Below are 15,862 nucleotides of genomic sequence, written 5' to 3' on the forward strand. Positions count from 1 at the left end.
GGGATGAAGCCGTTCTTCAGTCGAACTGTTGTGACCGTTGTCGCCCTGGCCGTCCTCGTGGGAGGCTGCTTCGGCAAGGGTCCTCTCGATACCGTCGGTATCGCGACACAACGGGAGTTCTGGCAATCGCAGAACGCCAAGAATTACACGTACGTCAGCAGTCATTCCTGCGAGTGTACGCCAAACTTTGCCGCGGCACTGCGCGCGACCGTCCGCAACAATGTCATGACCGCGCTGGTCGTGGAATCGTCCGGCCAGGCGGTTCCACTCAATTATCGCCCAACCATCGAGGGATTGTTCGACTTCATCGACACCGAGCAGCGCACGCGCTCGTCGTTGCTCGAAGTGACCTACCATCCCACGCTGGGCTATCCGACACGAATCAAGTACGGCACGCCGGCCACCGATGGCGGCGGCATCATTACCGTGACGTCGTTGTCCATCACGCCCTGAATGCCAAACGGGGCCCACGCGATTGCGTGAGCCCCGCCGCCATGCGTAACCGCTTCCGGCTACTTCTTGGAGCCGAGCGGAATGGTGACACCGACCTGAATGGGTACGAAGGCCGTGGTCTCGTCATCAATATTGGCCATCAGATACCGCACCACCGCGTAGAGATTCATGTTGCCGCGCGGTATCGAGAACGCGGCTCCGCCGCCGTAGGCAAGACCGGACTGCGAATCATCGTAGCTCGGGAACTTGTCCGATGAATACTTGTGCTGCAACATGCCGATGTTGCCGATCAGGGAGACGCCCGGCTTGGTCGCGTCACCAAGTCTATAGGAGACTGTCCCAAGCAATCCGAGCAACGTGGTCTTGTCGCCGTCGACATCGGAGTGTGAGTTGCCGCCATAAAGTCCCTGACCACAACCGTAACCCCGCCCCGGAACCCCCGGGCGCCCCCCCGCTAACCCAGCAGAACGCGACCAGCAACCGTCAACGCCGCCTGTCCCTGCGCGATTTGTGCCGAGCTGCCCAGTGCGACTACTGCCGCGAGTGCGGCCAGTCCACGTCGAAGGAACATGAAGCCTCCAAAAATTGTGAAGACCGGGATCACCTGCACGAATGAGCAGGTCGATTCGCCGGAGGTACTCAAGTGTTTCTGCATCTACGAATATTCGTCAAGCGGGCTGATCAATAAACAAACTTGGCGTGGCGTGACTTGCCCTGTGTGACTCCCAACAGCCAAGCTGTGTCAGTGCCTCAACGCATCGTCATTGGCGCAAACGCGCACGCAGAACTGACCGCGCTCCTCCGCGCGGCCAGACCCGACCTGGACATCCGCGGCAACCGCTATACCGAACTCACGGCGGACGATCTGGCCTGGGGCGACAGTTACGTCGGCTTTCGGCGTCCCCCATTGCCGTCGATGGGAAACATCACATGGGTGCACTGCACCGGTGCCGGGGTGGACTCCTGGCTGTACCCCGACGAGCTCCCGCGCGAGATCCTGCTCACGCGTACCTCCGAGTCGTTCGGACCGCGGATTGCCGAATGGGCGTTGGCTCGCGCCCTGGCATTTTCCCAGCAGATCGTCAGTCTGCACACCGCTCAGCAGCTGCATCAGTGGTCACCGCGCGAAACCGCCATGCTGCACGGATCACGCGTGCTGGTGGTCGGGACCGGAGACATCGGGACGCAGGTCGCACGGTTGTTCGGGGCGCTGGGTTGTCATGTCACGGGTGTCTCCCGCAGCGGGCGCGGTCATGACGCCGTGTTCGCCCAACTCGCCGCCACCGGCGCCCTGTCGGCCCTGGTGACAGAGGCCGAGTGGATCGTGCTTACGGTGCCACTGACCGCGGCGTCGCGCGGACTGTTCTCGCGCGCACTACTCGCCAGATGCAACGGCGCCGTGTTGATCAACGCCGGTCGGGGTGCGGTCGTGGAAGAGTCCGCACTACCGGATGCACTGGCCCACGGCTGGTTGCGCGGCGCCGCGCTGGACGTGTTCGATGTGGAGCCGCTGCCCGCAACGTCGCCGCTGTGGGACGATGCCCGCGTCATGATCTCGCCGCACATCTCCGGCCTCACCACCAACGAGGGTGCCGTGGTGGGATTTCTCGAATGCCTGGCCGCGATCGAGCGCGGTGAGACGCCGGCGTGGGTGGTCGATCGGGAGCGGGGATACTAGGTACGCAGTACTAAGTACCAAGTACCAAGTACTAAGTACTAAGTACTTGGTACCAAGTACTACGTACCAATCGCATCGCCCACCGCGTTGCACGCCAGCACGGTCACGAAAATCATGGCGCCTGGAAAGACCGCCAGCCACGGTTCACTGGTCATCGTGGTCTGGGCCTGATACAGCATGTTGCCCCAACTGGCTGTGGGTGGTTGCACGCCCACACCGAAAAAACTGAGCGCGCTTTCCAGGAGAATTCCGCGACCCACCGCCAGCGTGGTCGCCACCGCCAGCACCGGAACCACGCCCGGCAACACGTGTCGTACCACAACACGCCATGGGGCCACGCCCATCGCGCGCGCCGCCGTCACGTAGTCACGGGAGGCCAGCGACTGTACGGACGCCCGCACCACCCGAGCGGTCTCCATCCAGCCCACCACCCCCACCAGGACCACCAACACCAGAACGCTCGGCCGCGCAAAGGCGGCAGTGATCATCAACAGCGGCAGTCGGGGAATGCACAGCATCGCATCGGTGGCGCGCATGAGTACTTCATCCACCCATCGACCGGCGTAACCGGCCGTTGCGCCGATCGCCGCACCGATGGCGACACTGACCGCCGCGGAAATCAAGCCAATGGCCAACGAGACCCGCGCGCCGAACAGCACACGCGTGAGCAGATCACGCCCCAGCTCGTCCGTCCCGAACCAGTGTACGCCCGACGGCGCGGCGCGGCGATGCGCCAGGTCGAGCGCATCAACGGCGAATGGCGCCAGTCGCGGTGCCAACAGCGCGGCGAGCACCAGCAACGCGATGGCGAGGGCCGCTACGAGCGCGGCGTGGTCGCGCCGGCGGTGCGCGAATCGATTCGGGATACGCATCTCAGCTCCCCTGCCGCGCCCGCGGATCGAGCCACACGACCAACACATCCGCCAGCAGGTTCAGCAGCAACACCGCCACCGAGCCAATCATGAGGAACGCCATCAGCACCGCGTAGTCGCGCTTCGCCAGCGACTCCGTGAACAGGCTTCCGATGCCCGGCCACGCAAAGATGCTCTCGGTGACCACCGCACCGGACGCCAGCATGGCAGCGTCCAGCAATACCACGGTGACGAACGTCGGGAGCGCCAGCGGCAACGCATGTCGCCACAGTAGGCGCGACTCGGAGAGACCGCGCGCGCGCGCGACTTCAATGAACGGCATGCCCAGCGATTCGCGCACGGCGCGTCGCAGGTACCGTGACCACGCGGCCGCCAACACCACCGCCAGCACGGTCGCCGGCAACACCAGATGCGACAGGCGATCAATCAGGTCGCCACCATCGAAGGATCGGCGCCCGGACGACGGCAGCCACCCCAGTGCACTGGCAAACACCAGCTGGAGCAACAGTCCGAACCAGAACACCGGGAGCGAAATGCCCGCCACCGCCACACCATTGGTGATGAGGTCCACGCGGCGACGCGCGGCCGCCAGGACGCCCGCCGGCACGGCGGCCAACAACGCCATCAGCGCGGCAACCCCAATCAACTCCAGCGTAGCCGGAATCCGCTCCACCACGCGATCGAGCACCGGTCGTCCATCCGCGTAGCTGTATCCCCAATCGCCGCGCACAAACGCCAGCAGCCAGGTGACGTACTGCACGGACACGGGTCGATCAAGCCCCATCGCGCGGCGAAGGCGTTCAATGTCTTCCGGTCGGACATTGGGATTCTCCAGATACATGGAGAGTGGTCCGCCGGGCGCGAGGTGCAAGAGCCCGAAGAGCAGGAGCGAGATCAGCAGCAGCAACGGCACGGACTGCGCGACGCGACGACCGACCACTCGCATCACGGCGGCGCCATCTCCCAGCGGTACACATTCCAGAACGGGCCCGCGTTGGTCGGGTTACCCGTGAATCCCTGCAGACGCGCCGGGACCGCATCGATCTTTGCCGTATTGTACAGCGGGATTTCCGGCGCGAGTTCCGCCAGTCGGCGCTGCGCCTCCTTCAACAGCCCGCTGCGCTCCACTTCGTTCACCGTGCGATCGGAACGATACAGCAGCTTGGTCAGCGCATCATCCTTCATGTAGTTGATATTGCGGCCGGCCGGCGGCGTACGGTCGGACGCGAAGAACAGCGTGATCTCGGGATCGGCGCCCTGCTGCCACCAATGCAGCATCGCATCAAAGTCGCCATTGAACCACAGGCTGCTGATGGCCGTACCGTCGACCAGCTGCACCTTGACCTCAACGCCAATCTCGCGGAACTGCTGCTGCAGCGCCTGCGCGACATTTTCACGGATGGCAAAACCCGCCTGCGTGATAAGCGTGAACGACAGCCGCGTTCCCCCCTTGGCGCGAATACCGTCGGCACCAGGCTGCCACCCGCCGCCATCAAGCAACCGACGGGCCGCCGCAGGATCATAGTTGTAGGCGCGCACCGCGGGCTCGTACGCCGACGACAGCGGCTGAATGGGTCCATTCACCACCTGCACGAGCGTGTCCAGCAGGGTGTTCACAATCAGCGTACGGTCCACGGCATGGGCCAGCGCCTGTCGCACGGCCACCTCGCGAAACGGCGCGAAGCGCTGCTCGTTGAGCGACACGTGTTCGTACCCGTTTCCCATCACCTGATTCAATCGGAGCGCCGGCAGGGGGCGGAGCTCACGCACCTTGTCCCACGGCACGAGCGCCACCAGGTGCACCTCACCCGACTTGAGTTGATTGATGCGCGTGGTGGTATTGGTCAGGAACTTGAACAAGAGACGCTGGATTTTCGGGTACTCCGCGCCCTGCCAATAGTTGGCCACGCGCTCCAACAGGATGTACTCCCCGGTCTTCCACTCCGCCACGCGATACGGTCCCGTGCCCAGCGGCGCGCGATTGTAGTCGGTGGCCGCATTGAGATCGCGTCCCGCCAGCACATGCCTGGGCAAGGTCCCGCGCACAAACTGCAGGCGATACGGCGCGTACACTTCCCGGTAATGGACCACGGCGGTCAACGAGTCCGGGGTATCCACCGCCGTGATGCGATCGAATCCGTCGACGCTCTCCGGCTTCCAGTCGCCCTTGTTGATGGCATCGACCGTGAACTTCACGTCGGCCGACGTGTGCGCCACGCCATCATGCCACTTCACGCCTGGTCGCAGCGTCCACGTCACATCCATGCCGCCATCGGGCCGCAGCACCACGCCGCCGTTCTCCAGTGTCGGCACCTTGGCCGCCAGCAACGGCACAATGTTCATACGTTCGTCGTTCACCACCAGCCCTTCCACCACACACGACTCGATGTCCTCGAGAATGTGCGTCGCATACCGATTCATGGTGTCGGGCTCGCGATCGTAGCCCACAATGAGCAAGTCGTTCGACGGTCCGCGGCGATTGGTGTCGCCACGACCGCACGCGCCGACCGCGCCGAGCAGCCCGACCATTGCCAGCAGTGACGCCGACCGCCGGATAGGCCCAACCAAGCCGATCATGATCCCGGCTCCATCATTTGCGACACCAGCAGCACGGGAATTGCACCGCGTCCCAGAAGTTCATCGTGAAATGCCCGGAGCGAGAAGTCCGTACCCTGCACCAGACGGTGTCGTGCGCGCAGTTCGAGTATGCCGTCCGTGCCCAGCCAGTACATCAGCGCCGTTGCCGGAAACATGCTGTTCTTCGTCGTCTCGGCGGTCGCCACCTCGCGCGACATCCCCACGGTGGACTCGTAGTATCGCACGCATTCGTCGAACGACCAATCACCCAGATGCAAACGGAGATCGACGATGGCCCGCGCCAGCAACCGGACCCCGGTGTGACGCTCCGACACCACCTCCAACGGTGAGAGGAGCCCCAACTCTTCGGCGAGGCCCGTGGCATAGCAGGCCCACCCTTCAGCCATGGAGCCGCCCAGGAACATGCCAATACGACTTGCCGCATCGACGGCGGCCACGGTACCCACCCGCGAGGTCGACCGATGGATCGCGTGCCAGTTCTGGACGTGATGGCCCATGCCACCGTGGTGCACCACGTGATTGAGTGTGATCACGCTGTGGTTCCAGGCCGACAAGCGGGCCGTTTGCAGTTCGGGTGGCATTGAGGCGTCGACAGGCGTAACCACATAGTCGTACTCGGTATACCCATCGAACGGCGCCGGCGAGCGATAGAACAGCCAATACAACTGCGGCGCAACCGCCCGGGCCCACGCGGGAATCGGCACATACCGAATGGGCCAGTCGGGCCACGTGACGGCGTCGCGAACTAATACGCCCTCGCGAATCTCAATCCACCGACGGGCAAATGCGCCATAGTACTCGGCAACGCCTGGCCGATCAGCCACCATCGCGGCCTGCGCCGCTGCCCACGAACCGCTGAACGATTCGAGCGCCACGTCAAGTTGCGCCGACGCCTCAACCATCGCCTCGGTGGCCCGCGCCAGCAGTGTGCGCGGTTCTTTCCTGCAAAAATGACCACGCCGCAACAAAGTGCCCAGGAGCGCTTCCCCGCACGCGTAGGCAGTGGCGTCTGCGTCGCCAAGCGCTTCGAGCCACGCCGCCGCCTCTGAAAACGCGTCGCGGGCCTTGGCGACCTCAGCGTCCCCTGCGGTCAATCCAACAGCGCCCGTCGCGACAATCCACTCGGCCAGACCTGCCCCCAACAAGTCCTGCGCCGCCGCACATTCCCGCTGCGCCTTCTGCCGCCACAACACCGGAACCGGTTCTACCACCGCACGGCGCATCTCCGCCAGAAACCCGGGGATTCCCGCCACGCGCGCTCGCAGCGCCAACACCCGCTCGGCCACCGGAGCGAAGTCACGGATCATCAACGAGACGCACCCGAAGATCGCCTCACCCGTCCAAAGTGCCGGATTCCGATCGTGAAGGAATCCGCTTTCAATCTCGGCGATGCGCACCTCGAGATTGGCTCGCGCCAGTTCGGCATCCAAAGCGTCCGCGTCGTGGTGCAACGACGCAAAACCGCCGACCGGAAACGGAAACTCCGCCGCCAGCCGTGCATGCAGCGCCCGCATCTCGCTTACGTCCGCCTGCCGCGCCGCCGTCGACCAGTCGGGGAGCCGGCGATCATGGGCGTGGACGCCCGTGAATGTGGCCGTGACCGGATGTCTTGCGTAGTACTGTGCAAAGAACGCGTCCAGCACCCCGGACCCAGTGGCGGCGCTCAGGAGTCGGTTCCCACAGCCAACGGGATCGACACCCAGCGCCGTTCCCGGAACGACTGTTCCACCGCGTTGATCAATTCCTGCACGTGCGCACCGTCCTCGAAATTGCCCTCATTCTCCACGCCATCACTCAGGATCTCGGAGATGAACGAGTGCACCAGATTCGCGTAGAACAACGAACGCCACGATTCCGCTTTGGAACCGCCGGGTGGATAGAATCGTGCCGGCACCTCAAGCTCACGGAACTCCACCTGATCGCCGGTCGCGGCCTTGAGCGACTCGCACACGCCGTTCTCTTCCACCAGGCGGCAGATCAGCGCGCCCTTGCTGCCATACACGCGCGCTTCAAGTCCCGGATAATTTCCCACCGTGACGAAGCTGGTCTGGATGGAGCCGATTGCGCCGCTGTCGAACTCACCAATGAATATGTCGCCATCGTCAATGTTCATGCGCATCATGGTGCCCGTGGCACGCACCATGCGCTCGGGGATGAAGTTTTTCATCGTCCCCACTACGGCCTTGAAGCGACTGCCCATGAACAGGTGTCCCAGATCCATGATTGGCGCGCCATAGCCTTCCAGTGACGAAACCTGAATGACGGACGGATCGGCTTCGTGATCCACCTGGCGCAGTGGATTCTGCGGATCCAGCCACTGCGAATTCTGCTCGTAGCCGTTGAAGATGAACGTCGTGCCCACGAAACCGTCGTCGATGAGTTCCTTCATGTACTGCATGGCCGGACTGTAGCGAAACGTGAACCCCAGCTTGGTCTTGAGCCCTTTCGCGCGGGCCAGCGCGGCGGCGCGGCGCGTTTCCTGAAAGTCATAGGCCACCGGCTTTTCACACAGCACGTGCTTTCCGGCGTGCAAGGCCGCCATGGCCAGTTCAAAGTGTGTGGCGCTGGGCGTGCACACATCAATGAGATGAAGGTCGTCGCGCGCGATCAGTGCCTCGTGCGAGTCGTACACATGGGGAATGCCAAACTCCGTGGCAAACTCCCGGGCCCGCTCAACCACCGGATCGGCAATGGCCACCAACTCGCAGCGGGGGTCGCGCACGTATCCCGGCAGGTGCGCGAAGCGCGCCCACGCGCCGGCACCCAGCACGCCAACTCGAACCTTCTCCGGACGACTCATCGCTGGCGGTTCCTATTGAATGACGGGTGCCGTGTTGCCAGGCAGCAGGAGCTGTCGATGCGCCCAGATAGGCGCAATCCCGTTGGTGAGAATGCGCTCGTGAAACGCGCGCAGATTGAAAGCGGCGCCCTGGGCCGCTTGCACATCACGGCGCAACGTCAGCAGTCCGCGCTTGCCCAGAAAGTAGCCGCCGTACGTGGGATCGTAGGTGGCGCGTTCGGCTTCACGCCGAGCCGCGGGTGTCGCCACATAGGCCTCACGCTCGAAACATGCCTGCGCCTGATCCAGCGTCCACTCGCGCCGATGCACCTTGATGCCCGAGAGCAATCGGCAAATCCGCGTGAGCGCGTCGCTCACCTGCGCGAGTTGATAGCGTGGATCGCCATTGGCATACCCCTGCTCCACCACCAACTGTTCGGCGTAGTGCGCCCAGCCATCCTGCCCGGACGACGGTTGCGGGAACGGGTTCAGTCCGATCCAGATGCGCCGCACCTTACCCGGTGTCTTGCGCATGAACTGCGAATGCAGCCAGTGCCCCGGCATCGCTTCGTGGGCCGCGGTGTTGGTGAGCGACGCATAGTTGAAGCGCTCCAACCACGCTTCCTGCTGTGCCACTGGCTGGTCGGCGTTCGCATCGGTGATATAGAAGAAACTCTGCACCGGCGTGCGCTCCAACGGCGGTGAGGCGTGCATCGACGCAAAGCCAAGGTCAAACGGCTGTGCTGCCGCCACGACGACGCGCTCTCCGGTTGGCACCGTCACCAGGCCTTTGGCGCGCACAAACGTGGTGAGCGAATCGACAATCGCCTGCGCGGCGATGGTGACCTGACCACGCTTGGGATGATCGCGGCGCACCGCCTGCCACACCGCTTGCGCGTCGCGCCCGGGCGCCATGCGCGCGGCCGCCGCGCGAAAGTCCGCTTGCCCCTTGGCCAACTCGCGTTCACCGATGCGCACCAGCGTATCCAACGGGACATCGATCAACTCCTCGGCCCGATAGCGGCGCGCGACGGCATCGCCGCCAATCACAAAATCGCCGCTGGCCTTCGGAATCACCTCGCGCTCCATCCATGCGACATAGGCATCGAGCGGCGGTCGAGCCGCCGCCAGCGCGCGCTGCAGCGAGTCCATCAGCGGGGTGTCACGTTGCGACGCAAACGCCAGTACCACATCGTTGGCCAGCATGCCCGACGCACCCTTCATCATTGCGGCGCCGCGTTCGGCGAACAGCCGTGGCGGATTGGTGATGTTGGCCCGCGCCGCCGCGAGGAATCCGGGCAGACCCGCGAGCTTCGAGATGATCCGCCGGATGCGCACTGGGGCCGGCGCATTCTCCATGGTCATCAGGTTGTGCACGCCATCACTCAACGCCGACGCGTACACCATCGGATTCCGTCGCCAGTTCTGCAGGGTCTCCTGTTCCAGCAGCCAGCCATCAATTACGCCGTCCAGGATCTTCTGGTCCACACGCTCGTCGGCCGTAAGCTGCGCCGCAGAAAAGGCGCGCAGTGCTAGGCGTTCCCGCTTCAGCTCCGCGATCTCACGCTGAATGGCCGCAGCCGAAAAGTCATCGAGTGCGCCATCGAAATCGTGAATGCCGTTCCCGGCGGCAATCGACGGATGTCGACGGGCAAAGTCGAGCAGGTACTGATCGACAAAAGCGGCAAACGCCGGTGTCGCCACCAGCGTTGCCGGCGCCTCGCGCGGCCAGGTCACCGCAGAAAGCGCCAGCAGCGTGCAACTGCCGACGACAAGGGACCGTATGGATGAGATCATGACGGTGGAAGCTGCGCTCCCCTCGCATTCCCGGCAACCACCTCGTAGCGTCTCGTAGCCTGTCCTCACCCCACATTGTTTCCGCGCTCAATATCAATCCCCGTTCCCATGATCCGTCGAATCGGTCTTCTCCTTCGCGTGCTTCGCGTCCTTTGCGGTTCATCCATCGGTCTCGCCTTCGCCAATGCGCACGCCGTCCAACCCACGCCGCCCCGCTGGAAAGGCACTGTCGACCTGACCATCGGCGGAACGAACGCGGCCGACGGAGCGGACTTCGGGCGCATCACCGGACTTACCGTCGACGCTGCCGGTCGAATTTTCGTGTCTGACTGGGATGACGATCAGATTCGCGCCTTCTCGCCATCGGGCGCTCTGGCCTCACGGATCGGCCGAAAAGGGTCGGGGCCCATCGAATTCAAGGGGCTCGCCACCATCACCATTGGCCCTGACGGTATGCTCTGGGTTCGCGACGAAGGAAACGCGCGAATGCAGGTCATCAATGTGCGCTCGAACCCCGCATCCAGCGTCGCGACTTTTCCCCTCAAGCAATTCACCGGCGGAAGTCGCCTTCCCATTGTCTTCACGGTTGATGGCTCGCTGGTCGACGAAACGATCTCGTTCGATCAAGCCAGCGGAGGCTTTCGCCCGTTGAGCGTTCGGCGCTCCAAGACCGGTGATGTTCTGCGCGTCGACACACTGAAGATTCCGGAGGGTGCCAATGCGGGCGTGCACAAGGTTACCGAAGTGCAGAAGGACGCGGCGGGCAAGCAGATTGGCGTCTCGCAGCGCTATTTCCGGCAGCCGTTCGGCCCCGCGTGGCTGCGCGCGTATGGCCCGGGTGGCGTCCGCGCCGAAGCGGTGGGTTCGAAGTACGATGTGACCGTCTTCGGCGCCGACGGTCGTGTGGTGCGGACACTCAAACGCACGATACCCCCGGTGACGCTGTCCGCCGCAGAACGTCGCCGAGCCGACAGCACCATCAACGCACAAAAGACCGATCTGCCCTTCGGAGTTCCCTCGGCCAAGCCGCCCGTCGTCGGTTTGGCGTGGACGCTGGGCGGCGAGTTGTGGGTTGAACGTTCCCACCTGGACGGCCGCCCGCGCGAAGCGGATGTGTACAACAAAGACGGCGCGCTGATCGCCATCGCCGAATGGCCCGCAGACATTGATCTGCTCAACGGCTTCCCGTCGATCAACGGCACCACCGTAGTGGCAGTGCACAGCGGAGACGAGGGGCTCGAGAGTATTGTCCGTCTCCGCTTCCGCTGATCGAGAATCAGTACTTAGTACCTAGTACCTGATACCTAGTACTTGGTACTTGGTACTTGGTACTTGGCCCCATTACTTCCCCCTCGTCTTCTCCCACAGCGTCGGATACTGCTTCTTCAGCGCCTCGATCTTCGGCAGATCGTTGTACACGATGTACGGTTGCGTCGTGTGGCTGTACAGGTAGTTCTGATGATACGCTTCAGCGTCATAGAACTTGTCCAGCGCCGCCACCTGCGTGACAATCGGGCTCCGATAGGTCTTGGCGGCCGTCATCCGTGCGATGACATCGGTGACGGTCTTCTGTTGGTCCGCGCCGGTAAAGAACACGGCTGATCGGTACTGCGTCCCCACATCGGGGCCCTGACGGTTGAGCTCCGTGGGATCGTGCGCGACCGTGAAGAACACCTTGAGCAATGTCTCGTACGACACCACCGATGGATCAAACGTGACCTTGACGGCCTCAGCATGTCCCGTGCGACCGCTGCTCACGGTCTCGTAGTCGGGGTTCACCACTTTGCCACCAGCATAGCCTGACACCACCGACTTCACACCCTTCAGGTGCTCGAAGACGGCCTCAACCCCCCAGAAGCAGCCGCCGGCAAACACCGCGGTTTGCATCACCGCCGTCGCCGCGGGCTTCATCGTGGATTGCGCGGGCAGACTGGCCCATGCCATGGACACCATCACCACACCCGCACCCAGAACGCTCGCTGCACGACGCACGTGATGTCTCCAAAAGAGAATGAACTGCCGCCCCTGCCCGACTACATATCCGGGTACGCCGCGCGAAGTTCCCGTACGCGAGAGCCTTGGACGAGGTGTTGACCGCCACGGTACATTCGCCCAATGCCGCCAAGTCCGCTCACCCGCCTGCGGAAGCTCTGCCTGTCCTTCCCCGAAGCCCACGAGCAGGAGGCGTGGAGCGAACCGACCTTTCGCGTGCGCAACAAGTTGTTTGCCATGTACGCGAGTGCCGCCAACCATCACGGCGGCGGACGACCCGCCGTGTGGATCAAGGCGGCGAGAGAGAACCAGCAGCTCATGGTACGCTCGGCGCCTGACCGGTTCTTTGTGCCTCCCTACGTCGGACCCAGTGGGTGGATCGGCGTCTGGCTCGACCACACACCCGACTGGAGCGCGATCCGCGAGCTGCTGGACGACGGGTATCGACGCACCGCCCCCAAGGGCATCCTGAAACGGCTCGACGCCTAGGACACCAACGCGCGGTAGCCTCAGCGCGGTTCGCGCAGTCGGATCAGCCCTTCCTGTGCCACGGACGCAACCAATACGCCCGCCTGCGTGAAGATCTGCCCCCGCACAAAACCGCGAGCACCCGCCGCTGACGGGCTATCCATCACGTACAGCAGCCACTCGTCGGCGCGGAACGACCGATGCATCCACAGGGAATGATCGAGCGAGGCCATTTGCAGGCGCGGATCGCGATACTCTACGCGATGCGGCGTCAGGCTCGTGGGCAGGAAGCCATAGTCGGAGGCGTAGGCAAGGATGGCCTGATGCACAATGATGTCGGGCGGGAGGTCCGCCACCACGCGAAACCACGCGGCACGCGCCGGCGCGCCATGGCGCCAGTCATCATCGGCCAACGGCACCATGCGGAAGTCGATGGGCCGATCCTGCGTCAGCACCGCGCGAAGTGAGGCCGGGAGGTGTTCCGCCTTCTCCCGCAACACGTCAAGCTCGTTGCGCAGGCTCTCCGGCGGTGGAACGTCCGGCATGCCTCCCTGATGATCCAGCCCCGACTCCGCGACATGAAATGACGCCGAGAGATGAAAGATCGCCTCGCCATGCTGGATGGCCGTGACGCGACGGCTGGTGAAGCTGCCGCCGTCGCGGGGGCGGTCGACAAAGAAGACGATGGGTGCCTTGAGATCGCCGGCGCGCAGAAAGTACCCATGCACCGAGTGGGCCTCGCGCGGCTCATCGACCGTGCGCCGTGCCGCGACCAGCGCCTGGGCAAACACCTGACCGCCAAACACCCGTCCGGTGCCCAAGTCGCGATTCTGCCCGCGATAGATGTTCACCTCAAGCGCTTCCAGCTCGAGCAGTGAGACGAGGTCAGTGACGATGGGCATGGTGGGAGACTGGAGACGGGAGACGGGAGACGGGAGACGAGCCACGCGGAGACCCTCTCCCGTCTCCCCTCTCCCGTCTCCCGTCTTATAATACTGCACCTCCAACCCACCCCGAAATGCGCCCCGAAATGCGTGCCCTCTCCCTCGCGGCATTCTCGCTCATCGCCGCCGCGTCCCTCTCCGCGCAGGAGCGCGAAGACCGCACGCTCCTGACGCAGGAGCAGATGACGGCCATCATCAACGAGGTAAGCGGTGAGCGTGCCATGCACCATGTGCTGGAACTGGTGCCCTACCAGCGCGTGCGACCAGCGTAGGAGTACAGCGGGCCCTTTCGCGAAAGCCGGGTCATCGAGCAGTTCGCCAGAGAGTACGGGTACAGCAACGTGAAGACCGTGGTGTACCAGCAGGGCGCCATGGCGTGGCAGCCCGAACAAGGCGAACTGTGGATGACCACGCCCAAGAACACCAAGCTGTTCGACGTGCACGACCTGGTGCTGTCGCTGGCGTCGCTCAATGCCAACGGCGACATCAGCGGTGAGTTGGTGGACGTCGGCGCGGGGCGCAATCAGGATTTTGAAGGCAAGGATGTCAAAGGCAAGTTCGTGCTCTCCTGGGGGGCGCCGGGATCGGTGTATGCGCTCGCCATGCTGCGCGGCGCTATCGGTGCGTTGGGCGTGAGCGCCATCGGCTACCAGCGTTTCTCCGACTATCCCAATCAGATTGTCAGTTCGACCGTGCAGGCCCAGCCGGGCACCGTGGCCTGGTCGATCACCCCCGAAGTGCAGCACAATCTTTCCGCGTTACTGGCGCGCGGCGAGAAGATCACCCTGCGATCCATTGTGAAAAGCGTGCAGGTGCCGTCCAAGTCGGAATACGTCACGGCACAGATCCTGGGCGATGGCAGTACGACGCAGGAAGTCGCCATCAGCGGCCATCTGTACGAAGGGGTCATCAAGCAGGGCGCCAATGACGACAACTCGGGGTGTGCCCTCATCCTCGAGATCGGACGCGCCTACATCAAGTTGATCAAGGAGGGCAAGCTCCCGCGCCCCAAGCGCACGATCAACTTCATGTTCGTGCCCGAGATCGCCGGCACCAACGCGTACTTCCAGGCCAATCCCGAAAAGAAGAAGACCATCATCGGCACGCTCAACTTCGATATGGAAGGCATTCGGGTCGCCATGAGCCGCAGTTTCTGGGTGCTGCAGCGCACGCCCGACACCTTCCCGTCGTACCTGAACGACATCGCGCAAAGCATGATGGAGTACATCGCCGACATTTCGCGCGAACGGGTGCGCTTCCGGCGTTCACTCTCGGGCTATGCGCCGACGCAGCCCGTGGAGTCGCCGCGCGGCAGCAAGGACGCCTTCTACATCAAGATCGACAAGCACTACGGCTCCAGCGATCACGTGGCCTACATGGCGAATGGGGTGCCGGCAGTCATGTTCATCACCTGGCCGGACATGTGGTACCACTCGTCGGAGGACACGCCCGACAAGCAGGACGCCACCCAATACAAGCGGGCCGCCGCCGTGGGGCTGGGGTCACTGTCGGCGTTGTCGGTCGGAACCGACGAGATGGCGGCTCGCATCGTGCAGGAGAACATCGGACGCGGGCTGTCCCGCATGGGCGAGTCGCATGTCAAGGGCTTGGGGTACATGGCCGACGCCAGGGACGCGACGGCGCTCACCACGGCGTACAAGGAAGCGAAGAACGCCATTCGGCATCAGGCCGAGATTGAAAAGGCCGTGGTAAGGACGGCCAGCGTGCTCTGGACCAACGTGGCCGACGGGGAGAAGAAGACGGCCGCGTTCCAGCCGCTCATCGACCAGCGCGCGGCCTCACTCATGAATGAGATCAAGGCAGCGTACCAGTTGCAGGCGCTGCAGCGAGGCGTGAGCGCCTCCGAGCCGGTGATGAGCGCCGACGAGAAGGAGGCGTCAACACTGATGGTGGAGTTGCCATCGGCCACCAACGCACCGGCGGCTGCACCGCCAGCAGGAGGTCGCGGTGCGGGTGCGCCGCCAGCCGGTGGCGGTGGCGGCGGTCGGGGCGTGGGGGGCGCGGGTGGACCACAACTTCCCGACGAGTTCTCGGCGGAACTCGGACTGCTGCTGCGGAAACCCGGACTGACGGCCCTGCAAGTGCGCGACTTTCTGTCCGGTGAATTCACTCCGCTCCCGATGAGCGAAGTGATGGCCGTGCTCAAGTCACGCGAAGCGTCAGGGCAGATTCGGTTGGTGCCCAGAGCGGTCAAGAAGTAAGGGACGCGGGCCTGTTGTGCGTTGGCCATTTGCGATCTACCATAGGGCATGCTGACCCG

Annotated in this window: 13 protein-coding genes and 1 pseudogene; 5 read left to right on the plus strand and 9 right to left on the minus strand. The window is 63.8% G+C overall.

Annotation, left to right across the window (positions count from 1 at the left end; translation table 11 throughout):
* Positions 1 to 30 precede the first annotated feature (30 nt).
* The gene (locus IPP90_10965) at positions 31 to 453 is read left to right on the plus strand and encodes a hypothetical protein (GenBank protein MBL0171233.1); all 423 of its coding nucleotides are present in this window, start codon (positions 31 to 33) and stop codon (positions 451 to 453) included.
* A gap of 59 nt (positions 454 to 512) precedes the next feature.
* On the opposite strand, the gene IPP90_10970 is transcribed toward IPP90_10965, so the two are convergent.
* Positions 513 to 809, minus strand: coding sequence for a hypothetical protein (locus IPP90_10970; GenBank protein ID MBL0171234.1), 297 nt, complete (start codon positions 807 to 809; stop codon positions 513 to 515).
* A gap of 383 nt (positions 810 to 1,192) precedes the next feature.
* On the opposite strand from IPP90_10970, the gene IPP90_10975 reads away from it, so the two are divergent.
* Complete coding sequence (locus IPP90_10975) at positions 1,193 to 2,131, plus strand: D-2-hydroxyacid dehydrogenase (protein MBL0171235.1); 939 nt, start codon at positions 1,193 to 1,195, stop codon at positions 2,129 to 2,131.
* 59 nt (positions 2,132 to 2,190) lie between these two features.
* Here IPP90_10975 and IPP90_10980 read toward each other — a convergent pair whose 3' ends face one another.
* Genes IPP90_10980 through IPP90_11005 form a run of 6 tightly spaced genes read right to left on the minus strand, consistent with a single transcriptional unit; the run spans position 2,191 to position 10,177 of the window.
* Positions 2,191 to 3,003: an ABC transporter permease gene (locus IPP90_10980; protein ID MBL0171236.1), complete on the minus strand. Its 813-nt coding sequence runs from the start codon at positions 3,001 to 3,003 to the stop codon at positions 2,191 to 2,193.
* 1 nt (position 3,004) lies between these two features.
* Positions 3,005 to 3,952: an ABC transporter permease gene (locus tag IPP90_10985; protein ID MBL0171237.1), complete on the minus strand. Its 948-nt coding sequence runs from the start codon at positions 3,950 to 3,952 to the stop codon at positions 3,005 to 3,007.
* Complete coding sequence (locus tag IPP90_10990; protein MBL0171238.1) at positions 3,949 to 5,580, minus strand: peptide ABC transporter substrate-binding protein; 1,632 nt, start codon at positions 5,578 to 5,580, stop codon at positions 3,949 to 3,951. Before IPP90_10990 ends, IPP90_10985 begins: the two co-directional genes overlap by 4 nt.
* Positions 5,577 to 7,244, minus strand: coding sequence for a DUF885 family protein (locus tag IPP90_10995; protein MBL0171239.1), 1,668 nt, complete (start codon positions 7,242 to 7,244; stop codon positions 5,577 to 5,579). Before IPP90_10995 ends, IPP90_10990 begins: the two co-directional genes overlap by 4 nt.
* Before the next feature lie 20 nt (positions 7,245 to 7,264).
* Positions 7,265 to 8,401: a Gfo/Idh/MocA family oxidoreductase gene (locus IPP90_11000; protein MBL0171240.1), complete on the minus strand. Its 1,137-nt coding sequence runs from the start codon at positions 8,399 to 8,401 to the stop codon at positions 7,265 to 7,267.
* Positions 8,402 to 8,413: 12 nt separating this feature from the next.
* On the minus strand, positions 8,414 to 10,177 hold the full coding sequence (locus IPP90_11005) for a DUF885 domain-containing protein (protein MBL0171241.1): 1,764 nt from the start codon (positions 10,175 to 10,177) through the stop codon (positions 8,414 to 8,416).
* A gap of 108 nt (positions 10,178 to 10,285) precedes the next feature.
* Between IPP90_11005 and IPP90_11010 the strand changes: the two genes are divergently transcribed.
* The gene (locus IPP90_11010; GenBank protein MBL0171242.1) at positions 10,286 to 11,446 is read left to right on the plus strand and encodes a hypothetical protein; all 1,161 of its coding nucleotides are present in this window, start codon (positions 10,286 to 10,288) and stop codon (positions 11,444 to 11,446) included.
* 72 nt (positions 11,447 to 11,518) lie between these two features.
* Here IPP90_11010 and msrA read toward each other — a convergent pair whose 3' ends face one another.
* Positions 11,519 to 12,130 carry a peptide-methionine (S)-S-oxide reductase MsrA gene (gene msrA, locus IPP90_11015; GenBank protein MBL0171243.1) on the minus strand — a complete coding sequence of 204 codons (612 nt, stop codon included), beginning with the start codon at positions 12,128 to 12,130 and terminating at the stop codon, positions 11,519 to 11,521.
* 162 nt (positions 12,131 to 12,292) lie between these two features.
* On the opposite strand from msrA, the gene IPP90_11020 reads away from it, so the two are divergent.
* Complete coding sequence (locus tag IPP90_11020; protein MBL0171244.1) at positions 12,293 to 12,658, plus strand: MmcQ/YjbR family DNA-binding protein; 366 nt, start codon at positions 12,293 to 12,295, stop codon at positions 12,656 to 12,658.
* 20 nt (positions 12,659 to 12,678) lie between these two features.
* Here IPP90_11020 and IPP90_11025 read toward each other — a convergent pair whose 3' ends face one another.
* Entirely contained in the window at positions 12,679 to 13,539 is an 861-nt protein-coding gene (locus IPP90_11025) for an acyl-CoA thioesterase II (protein MBL0171245.1), read from the minus strand.
* 116 nt (positions 13,540 to 13,655) lie between these two features.
* Between IPP90_11025 and IPP90_11030 the strand changes: the two are divergent.
* Positions 13,656 to 15,803 (plus strand): annotated as a pseudogene (locus IPP90_11030) (M28 family peptidase).
* Positions 15,804 to 15,862: the final 59 nt, after the last annotated feature.

Source organism: Gemmatimonadaceae bacterium (genome assembly GCA_016720905.1).
Taxonomy (GTDB): domain Bacteria; phylum Gemmatimonadota; class Gemmatimonadetes; order Gemmatimonadales; family Gemmatimonadaceae; genus Gemmatimonas.

Bases quoted from the DNA above. Each gene is read 5' to 3' on its own strand.
- IPP90_10990 (MBL0171238.1), bottom strand. From the start codon at position 5,580: ATGATCGGCTTGGTTGGGCCTATCCGGCGGTCGGCGTCACTGCTGGCA.
- IPP90_11000 (MBL0171240.1), bottom strand. From the start codon at position 8,401: ATGAGTCGTCCGGAGAAGGTTCGAGTTGGCGTGCTGGGTGCCGGCGCG.
- msrA (MBL0171243.1), bottom strand. From the start codon at position 12,130: ATGGTGTCCATGGCATGGGCCAGTCTGCCCGCGCAATCCACGATGAAG.
- IPP90_10980 (MBL0171236.1), bottom strand. From the start codon at position 3,003: ATGCGTATCCCGAATCGATTCGCGCACCGCCGGCGCGACCACGCCGCG.
- IPP90_11025 (MBL0171245.1), bottom strand. From the start codon at position 13,539: ATGCCCATCGTCACTGACCTCGTCTCACTGCTCGAGCTGGAAGCGCTT.
- IPP90_11020 (MBL0171244.1), top strand. From the start codon at position 12,293: ATGCCGCCAAGTCCGCTCACCCGCCTGCGGAAGCTCTGCCTGTCCTTC.
- IPP90_11005 (MBL0171241.1), bottom strand. From the start codon at position 10,177: ATGATCTCATCCATACGGTCCCTTGTCGTCGGCAGTTGCACGCTGCTG.
- IPP90_11010 (MBL0171242.1), top strand. From the start codon at position 10,286: ATGATCCGTCGAATCGGTCTTCTCCTTCGCGTGCTTCGCGTCCTTTGC.